8 protein-coding genes are annotated in these 7,708 nt (G+C 58.2%); 5 read left to right on the top strand and 3 right to left on the bottom strand.

Annotated elements, in window-relative coordinates:
- The 3 genes from ACF8AM_RS00400 to ACF8AM_RS00390 form a co-directional block, all read left to right on the top strand.
- A partial coding sequence (locus ACF8AM_RS00400) for a DUF2752 domain-containing protein (protein ID WP_392553724.1) occupies positions 1-196 on the top strand: 196 nt, incomplete at its 5' end.
- A 130-nt stretch (positions 197-326) separates the two neighbouring features.
- Positions 327-1,631, top strand: a complete 1,305-nt coding sequence (locus tag ACF8AM_RS00395) for an aminotransferase class I/II-fold pyridoxal phosphate-dependent enzyme (protein WP_392553723.1) — start codon at positions 327-329, stop codon at positions 1,629-1,631.
- Between the two features lie 86 nt (positions 1,632-1,717).
- Positions 1,718-2,266 (top strand): DUF2760 domain-containing protein, encoded by a 549-nt coding sequence (locus tag ACF8AM_RS00390; RefSeq protein ID WP_392553722.1) that lies wholly within the window; start codon positions 1,718-1,720, stop codon positions 2,264-2,266.
- 30 nt (positions 2,267-2,296) lie between these two features.
- On the opposite strand, the gene fusA is transcribed toward ACF8AM_RS00390, so the two are convergent.
- The 3 genes from fusA to rpsL all read right to left on the bottom strand — a co-directional run bounded on the left by fusA (position 2,297) and on the right by rpsL (position 5,446).
- Positions 2,297-4,390 carry an elongation factor G gene (fusA, locus tag ACF8AM_RS00385; protein WP_392553721.1) on the bottom strand — a complete coding sequence of 698 codons (2,094 nt, stop codon included), beginning with the start codon at positions 4,388-4,390 and terminating at the stop codon, positions 2,297-2,299.
- A gap of 142 nt (positions 4,391-4,532) precedes the next feature.
- Positions 4,533-5,006, bottom strand: coding sequence for a 30S ribosomal protein S7 (rpsG, locus tag ACF8AM_RS00380; protein ID WP_392553720.1), 474 nt, complete (start codon positions 5,004-5,006; stop codon positions 4,533-4,535).
- Between the two features lie 74 nt (positions 5,007-5,080).
- Complete coding sequence (gene rpsL, locus ACF8AM_RS00375; protein ID WP_007326865.1) at positions 5,081-5,446, bottom strand: 30S ribosomal protein S12; 366 nt, start codon at positions 5,444-5,446, stop codon at positions 5,081-5,083.
- Positions 5,447-5,718: 272 nt separating this feature from the next.
- On the opposite strand from rpsL, the gene ACF8AM_RS00370 reads away from it, so the two are divergent.
- Positions 5,719-6,702 (top strand): DUF72 domain-containing protein, encoded by a 984-nt coding sequence (locus ACF8AM_RS00370; RefSeq protein ID WP_392553719.1) that lies wholly within the window; start codon positions 5,719-5,721, stop codon positions 6,700-6,702.
- 50 nt (positions 6,703-6,752) lie between these two features.
- Positions 6,753-7,541 carry an enoyl-CoA hydratase/isomerase family protein gene (locus tag ACF8AM_RS00365; RefSeq protein WP_392553725.1) on the top strand — a complete coding sequence of 263 codons (789 nt, stop codon included), beginning with the start codon at positions 6,753-6,755 and terminating at the stop codon, positions 7,539-7,541.
- Positions 7,542-7,708 lie beyond the last annotated feature (167 nt).

The raw sequence follows: 7,708 nt of genomic DNA, 5'->3' as shown, positions 1-7,708 counted from the left end.
GGTTGCGGCGGCACAGGCATGTCTTTCCGGGGTGCTGCTTGGTTTGTTCGTTTTGTTGTTGTTGGTGGTGGCGTTTCGCGTGGCTTGGTTTGGGCGTTGGCCAGCATCGGGGGCGAACTGGTGGATGGGATTGGGTGTCGTGTTGGTTGGCGTTTTCAGTGCAGTTGAATGGCTTGTTCGGTTGCGGTGGGGTTGAATTTTCGGAGCAAAAATTTGATTCCCCCTACACGAATGTGGCGGGTGCGTGAGAGAATGCCAGCGTCGCCGGCCGGAGAGTGGTTGGCAGGTTTCGTATTTTTCCAGGCAATTTCCTTCTCGGCGTCAATATGAGTGACACCTTCAATCCCGACACGCCCAATATCGACGCACCAGCGATTGATTCGCCCACCACGGATCCATCGCCAGCGGAGTTCGAAGTGAAGATGGCCTCGCGGGTCGACCGTTTGCCTCCGTACATGTTTGGTCGCATCAACAATTTGCTTTACCAGAAGCGTTGCGCCGGAGATGATGTGATCGACCTGGGGATGGGCAATCCCTCGGATCCGCCTGATCCCGTTGTGATTCAGAAACTCGCGGACGCTGCGTCCGATGTCGGGAACCATGGTTACAGCAAATCCAATGGGATCACGAATTTGCGTCGCGAGGTGGCGAGCAAGTATCACCGCAAGTACGGCGTGCGTTTGGATCCAGAAGGCGAGATCATTGCTTGTTTGGGCAGCAAGGAAGGTTTCTCGCACATGTGTTTGGCTCTGATGGGGCCTGGTGACACGGCGATCATTCCTTCGCCGTATTTTCCGGTTCACATGTACGGTGTGATCTTGGCGTCCGGCAATGTGGTGGCGCTCGATGTCGCGGATCCGGATAAGTTCCTCAGCAATGTGGCTTACACCTGTGAGAATTTGACGCCTCGGCCGAAGGTTTTGATTGTCAATTATCCGCACAATCCTTCGTCGGCTGTCATCGAGGCTGACTTCTTTGTGGAGGTGGTTCGGCTCGCGAAAAAGTATGGCCTGATGGTCATTCACGACTTTGCTTACGCCGATGTTGCCTTTGATGGTTATGTGCCGCCGAGTTTTTTGTCGGCTCCCGGGGCGAAGGATGTTGGCGTTGAGTTCACGACGATGAGTAAGGGCTACAACATGGCTGGTTGGCGTGTTGGGTTCTGTGCTGGCAACGCGGATATGGTCCGTGGGCTGGGGACGATCAAGGGCTACTACGATTACGGCATGTTCCAGGCGATTCAAATCGCCGCGATTGTTGCTCTTCGCGAGACTGAGGCGACTGTTCTGCAGCAGTCGGAGGTTTATCAGGGGCGACGAGACGTGCTTGTGAGTGGTCTGCGTCGTTTGGGGTGGAGTGTCAATCCACCGAAGGCTGGGATGTTCGTTTGGGCTGAGGTGCCGGAGCCTTGGAAGAGCCAGATGAGCACGATGGATTTCGCAATGAAATTGCTGGAAGAGGGCAATGTTGCTGTGAGCCCAGGGAGCGGGTTTGGTGCTGCCGGCGAAGGTTATTTACGGATGTCGTTGGTTGAAAACGAGCATCGTTTGCGCCAGGCGGTGCGGCAGATCGGTAAGTGTTTGTCGCCTGGAAAGAAGGGGGCGGGGCCGGTTGCTTCCTCGGCTTCGTAGTGGTTGTTGGTTTGATTTCTTTGGGCTTGGCGGTCGTTGGTTTGGTCGCTGGTTCTGCTTGTGTTGGTTCTTGAGGTGACATCGGGATGCGTTTGGGTTTGGCGCTGAGAGCGTTTTGGAAGGCAATGTTTGATCCTCAGGTGGCGGAACGCGTCGCGTTGGCGCTCGATGGCGTCGAGTTGCCGTTGCCGGATTCCGCGTCGGCGTTGCCTCCGGTTGCGGAGCAGAAGACGCCGGAGTCGGTCGAGGTGAAGTTGCAGCAGAGTGATGCGGTCACGCTGCTGGCGGCGCTTCAGCGCGATGCCCGTTTGGTGGATTTGATCCAAGAGAACCTGGATCAGTACACCGATGACCAGGTTGGTGCTGCGTCGCGGCCCTGCTTGAAGCAGTGTCGTCAGACGTTGGCGCGTTTGTTGGCAATCGAGCCGTTGGTGGACGCCTCGGAGGGCCAGTCGATTCCGGTCGATGCGAGCGTTTCTTCAGCTCGATTGCGCTGGGTGGGCGAGTCCAGCGGCGCGTCTCTGGGGAAGGTGGTTCACCCCGGTTGGAAAGCCACGCAGTTGGAGTTGCCGGCGTGGTCGGGAGACGCGGACGATGCAATGGTGATCGCCCCGACGCAGGTCCAGGCTTCGTAGTGGCTGTGTGCCGTTGTTGTTGAGCAGGGCTCAGTACTGAAAGCTGTCGGCGTCTTCCTTGGGAGCGGCTTGGTAGCCGTAGGGTTCCATGCTGCTTCCAGCTCGGCCTTGGCTGAGGCTTCGCACGGCTCCGGAGTAGCCGAACATCTCTTTCAGTGGTGCGTGTGCAGTGATCACAGTCATTGCTCCGCGGCTTTCGGTGGACGCGATGATCGCGCGTCGTTGTTGCAGGTCGCCGACGATTTCGCCCATGTAGTCTTCTGGTGTCGTGACCTCGACTCGCATGACTGGTTCCAGTAGCACGGGGCCAGCGGCTTGCAGTCCGCTTTCGAAGGCGTCGCCGGCGGCGATTCGAAAGGCCACTTCGTCGCTGCCTTCTTCCGCCATTTCAGCGTCCAGGACGTCGATTCGAACTCCGGAGAGTGGGAAGCCGGCGATCATCCCGCCGCCTTCGGCGCGGTCGCGGAGTTCTTCGATTGCTGCGCTGCGGATTGCGTTGGGGAGGCCGATGTCAGGTGGGAGCCGGTCGAAAACGACCACGGGATCGGAGGGTTTCTCTGTAGGGCTGATCTTCACTTTCAGTCTCGCGAACATTTGCGTTGAGCCAACCACGCGGTTGCACTGGCCGACGAGTTCGGCTTCGCCGCCAATCGTCTCGCGGTAGTTCACGCGAGGTTTGTAGAACTTCACGTTCAGCCCGAAGTCACGCGTCAGTCGGTGTTGGATGACCTCGAGGTGCAGTTCGCCCATCCCGCTGATGATGGTTTGACCGATCTCTTCGTTGTCGACGGCTCGGAAGGTTGGGTCTTGCCGCCGTAGCATGTCGAGTGTTTCTTCGAGTTTCTTTCGGTCGGCGGTGCTCTCAGGTTCGATCGCCATGGACAGCACTGTTTCGGCGAATTTGATGCTGGGCAGTTCGATCGTTTCTTTGGTGTCGCAAACGGTGTCGCCGGTGATTGCGAATCGAGGGCCGATCACGCAGCAGATGTCGCCGGCGCCAACGGAGTCAACTTGCCCGTCTCGCTCTTTTTTGGAGGCGTGGATTTGCCAAATTTGGGCGATGTTTTCCTTTTTGTCGCGGTTGGGGCACTGCACGCGCGAGTTTTGTTTCAGTTCACCGCTGTAGATTCGGATCCAGTAGTTGTCGCCGGTTTTGGCGGGCAGAATCTTAAAAACGAGTCCGCAGAAGGGTTCTTTGGGGTCCGGGTTTCGTGAGAGTGTTTTGTCAGGCTTTTTGGGGTCGTGGCCTTGGACGGGTGGACGGTCCAGTGGACTGGGGAGGAAGTTGCCGACGCCGGTCATCAGGGGTTGGACGCCGATTCCGTGGAGGGCGGAGCCGCAGAAGACCGGTTGGATGGTTCGTTCCAGGCATCCTTTTCGGAGGGCGGCCAGGATGACTTCGCGAGGGATTTCCTTTTCTTCCATCGCGAGAGTCATTGCCTCTTCGCTGACTTCGTAAACCGCCTCCAGCATTTGCTCTCGCCAAATCGCCGCGTCGTCGGCAAGTTCTTCCGGCAGGTCGGTTTCTGTGACTTGTTTGCCTTCGGTTTCCGGGTCGAACTGCAGGAGCTTCATGTCGACCAGGTCGATGACGCCGCGAAAAGGGTTGTCGACGTGGGCTGGGCCTTCGCCGACGGGCAGTTCGACTGCGACAGGGCGGCCGCCCAGGCGAGGCGCGATGTCGTTGAAGACGGTTTCGAAGCTTGCACCTTCGCGATCCATCTTGTTGATGAACACGATACGGGGGACTTCGTAGCGATCGGCTTGTCGCCACACGGTTTCGCTTTGGGCCTCGACGCCTTCTCGGGCGGAGAAGACCACGACAGCCCCGTCGAGGACTCGGAGGCAGCGTTCGACTTCTGCGGTGAAGTCGACGTGGCCGGGGGTGTCCAGGAGGTTGATGTTGTAGTCGCCCCAGGCGTACTTCACGCAGGCGCTGAAGATCGTGATGCCGCGTTCTTGTTCTTCGGGGTCATCGTCGGTGTCGGTGGTGCCGTGGTCGACTCGTCCAACCCGGTGTTTCGCGCCGCTGAGGTAGAGCATTCGCTCGGTGACGGTGGTTTTGCCAGCGTCGATGTGGGCGATGATCCCGATGTTGCGAATCTTGGATATGTCGGCGGCCATGGCGAGTTGGTGCGTTGGGAAGCGGTTTGGGGCGGGGCGCAAAGAAAAATCGCGATCCGGCAGAACCGAATCGCGACCAATTGTGAACGTTAGAGGGCGTTGCGCGTAGCGGCTGAAGATCAATTCAGGCGTTGGCGGCAGATCACCATGCGAAGTGAGCAAATGCCTTGTTGGCGTCAGCCATGCGGTGCGTGTTTTCGCGTTTGGTGTAGGCGGCGCCTTCCTTCTTGAAGCCAGCCAGCAGTTCGTCGGCCAGTTTCAGGGCCATTGGGCGGCCTTTCTTGTCGCGAACGGCAGCCAGAACCCAGCGAATCGCGAGGCTTTGTTGGCGAGCCTTGTTGACTTGCATTGGAACTTGGTAGCTCGCACCGCCGACTCGCTTGCTGCGAACTTCGATGTACGGCTTGATGTTTTCCAAGGCAGCTTCGAAGACTTCGATGGGGGTTTCTTCCCCTTCGTGGCGTTTGCCGATTTCTTCGAGGGCATCGTAGAAGACTCGCTGAGCGGTGGTCTTCTTTCCGTCCAGCATCAAGCAGTTGATGAATTTGCTAGCCAGCAACGAGTGGTGCCGCGGGTCGCCGATGAGTTGCGAGCGGCTGGAAGTGATGCGTCCCATGAATGTCTGATCGAGCTACGAAGGGAGGTGAATGGGTTGGAGGCAGCGGTTGCCAGGGAAGTGAAGCCGGAGCTTTACTTCTTGGCTCCGTAACGGCTGCGGGATTGTTTCCGGCCATCGACACCGAGTGCGTCGCGTGAGCCGCGGACAACTTGGTAGCGGACACCGGGCAAGTCGCGGACTCGGCCACCGCGAACGAGCACGATGGAGTGCTCTTGCAGGTTGTGGCCTTCGCCGGGGATGTAAACGGTGACTTCTTTGCCATTGCTCAATCGAACCCGGGTGATCTTCCGCAAAGCCGAGTTTGGCTTCTTGGGGGTCATGGTCCGGACTTGCAGGCAAACACCCTGTTTTTGAGGGCATTTCTCGAGAACCGGCGACTTGCTCTGGCTCTTTTTCTGCTTCCGGTTTTTACGGACGAGTTGATTGATGGTTGGCATGAAAACAATGCAATTGAACGGTGATGTGTCGCGGCACGCAACTTGGGCCGAGATTTTTGCAAGCGGCGAAGTATGGCGGCTAAGTCGATTCTGTCAAGGCCGAATTGCGATTGAAACGCATTCTGTTGGCATTCCTGGGCGCTTGCAAGGATTCCCGGTCCCGGTGCGATGACAAAGTTTCGCGAATCACGGGACTTCGAATGGATCTCTTTTCGTCCGGGTGGGGAATGTTCCCCAGTTTTCTTCGTTGTGGCAGAATGATTTGGCGAGGAATGCAGGCCGTGTCGTCGAGCGATCGTTGCTGTCCTCACACGCTCTCCTCCTTTTTTACCTTTCTTCCTTTTCGTGGCCGTGTGACTCAGCCTCGCGAATCGTTTTCTTCTCCGAATTGGCCGCTTTCAGTGGGGGCACCGGTCTGGTCCTGCGATGGTTGGGCGGGTGTGGTCTATCCCTCCAAGACTCCGCGAAAAGACTGGCTTGCTTGGTACACCCGAACGTTCAACACGGTGGAGGGAAACAGCACGTTCTATGCTGTCCCCGGCGAGCCGACTTTTGCCGGGTGGGCCGAACAAGCGGCTGATGGTTTCGAGTTCTGCTTCAAATTTCCCAAGCGAATTTCGCATGACTGCATGCTGCAGCACTGTGATGACGAGGTGCGAGAGTTTCTGGCTCGACTGCGCGTGATTGCCAAGGCGGATCGTTTGGGGCCGACGTTTTTGCAGCTCGGGCCGAGCTTTGGTCCCGATCGATTGCCGGTGCTGGCACGGTTTCTTCGCCGTTTGCCGCGTGAATTGCCTTGGGCGGTCGAGTTACGGCATCACGATTGGTTTGATTCAGCAGACAACGAGGCTCGCGTGAATGATCTTCTGCGGGACCTGCGGATCGACAAAGTCTCCTTCGACAGTCGGCCGCTGTTTCAGTCACCGCCGGATGATCCTATTGAAGAAAAGTCGCAGGTGCGGAAACCGCGAATGCCGGTTCGGCAGACGGTCACGGCTCAGCGGCCGATGTTGCGAATGGTTGGGCGGAATCGAGTGGAGCTTGCCGAAACGTTCTTGGACCAATGGGTGCCGGTCGTGGTCGGTTGGTTGAACGCGGGGTTGCGACCGATCGTGTTCACGCACACGCCCGATGATCGCTTGGCACCGCGGTTTGCCGAGTTGTTGCTTGCTAAATTGACCAGTGCGATGCCGGGTGTGGACTTCACCCTGCCCCGCCCTCCACAATCACCCGAACAGTTGTCGCTGCTGGATTGAAGATCCGCGACGCGATGTTTCCCCGCCGACGCTCTCAACAGGTTTCTCCCATGCAACATCTGGATGTTCGAATTCACGACCATGTGGCGACCGTGTTGATTGATCGGCCGGAAAAGCATGGTGCTCTCAGCCCAGGATTGTTGTTTGATCTCAACGAAGCCCTCGGCGATGTGCACCAAGAAAAACGTGTTCGGGCGGTCGTGTTGTCTTCGCGAGGCGATCATTTTTGCTCGGGAGTCGACCTGCAAGTGTTCCAGCAGATCGCGGATTTGCCGGAATCGGAACGGATGCAGCAATGGTTCGAGTACTGGCGAGCGGTCTCGGAAACCTGCGAGAAAATGCTGCGATTCCCCAAGCCGATCATCGCCGCGGTGGACGGGGCAGCGATTGGAGCTGGGTTCGCACTGATGTTGGCGTCGGATTTATGTGTGGCTAGCAAGCGAGCCACCTTTGCCGCTGACGCGGCTCGCCGTGGTTTGGTCGGCGGCGTGACCACCGCGTTGCTTTCATTTCGAATTGGCGGGGCAGCCGCGGCCAGGCTGACTTTGGCGGGCGAGACAATCGATTCGGAGGAAGCCTTGCGATTGAACTTGCTGTGCCAATCCCCGGTGGCGTCGGATCAGGTTTGGGTGGCGGCCAGCGAGTGGGCGGCTCGCTGCAGCGTAGGGCCGGCCGAAGCGGTGCAGGCGTCCAAGCGATTGCTCAACGAAAGCGTCGGCGAAGCCTTGCTGACTCAAATCTCCGCTGCGGCTGCGGACAGTGCATCGGCATGCACGACGGAATCCGCTGCCGAAGGTGTTTCCGCGTTCCTTGAGAAACGCAAGCCGAGCTGGCCGTAGGTTGGCAGGTAGTGACCTGGGCAGCGTCAATGAGGTTGAAGGTCGCCGTGCTTTCATAACCCGACGCGTGAGTTTTGAAGTTGCGCTTTTGCGTGAGGCATTGGTTTTTCATAACCCGACGCGTCAGCGAGGGACCGCGTGCCATCGCAACGCGCCGGTGGGTCCCT

The sequence above is a fragment of the Rhodopirellula sp. JB055 genome, from assembly GCF_043100905.1.
Lineage (GTDB): Bacteria > Planctomycetota > Planctomycetia > Pirellulales > Pirellulaceae > Rhodopirellula.
This window is presented reverse-complemented; position numbering and strand designations above follow the sequence as displayed.

What these genes read in the sequence shown, in the direction of transcription:
- ACF8AM_RS00395 (WP_392553723.1), top strand. Translation starts at nt 327, where the DNA reads ATGAGTGACACCTTCAATCCCGACACGCCCAATATCGACGCACCAGCG.
- ACF8AM_RS00390 (WP_392553722.1), top strand. Translation starts at nt 1,718, where the DNA reads ATGCGTTTGGGTTTGGCGCTGAGAGCGTTTTGGAAGGCAATGTTTGAT.
- fusA (WP_392553721.1), bottom strand. Translation starts at nt 4,390, where the DNA reads ATGGCCGCCGACATATCCAAGATTCGCAACATCGGGATCATCGCCCAC.
- rpsG (WP_392553720.1), bottom strand. Translation starts at nt 5,006, where the DNA reads ATGGGACGCATCACTTCCAGCCGCTCGCAACTCATCGGCGACCCGCGG.
- rpsL (WP_007326865.1), bottom strand. Translation starts at nt 5,446, where the DNA reads ATGCCAACCATCAATCAACTCGTCCGTAAAAACCGGAAGCAGAAAAAG.
- ACF8AM_RS00370 (WP_392553719.1), top strand. Translation starts at nt 5,719, where the DNA reads ATGCAGGCCGTGTCGTCGAGCGATCGTTGCTGTCCTCACACGCTCTCC.
- ACF8AM_RS00365 (WP_392553725.1), top strand. Translation starts at nt 6,753, where the DNA reads ATGCAACATCTGGATGTTCGAATTCACGACCATGTGGCGACCGTGTTG.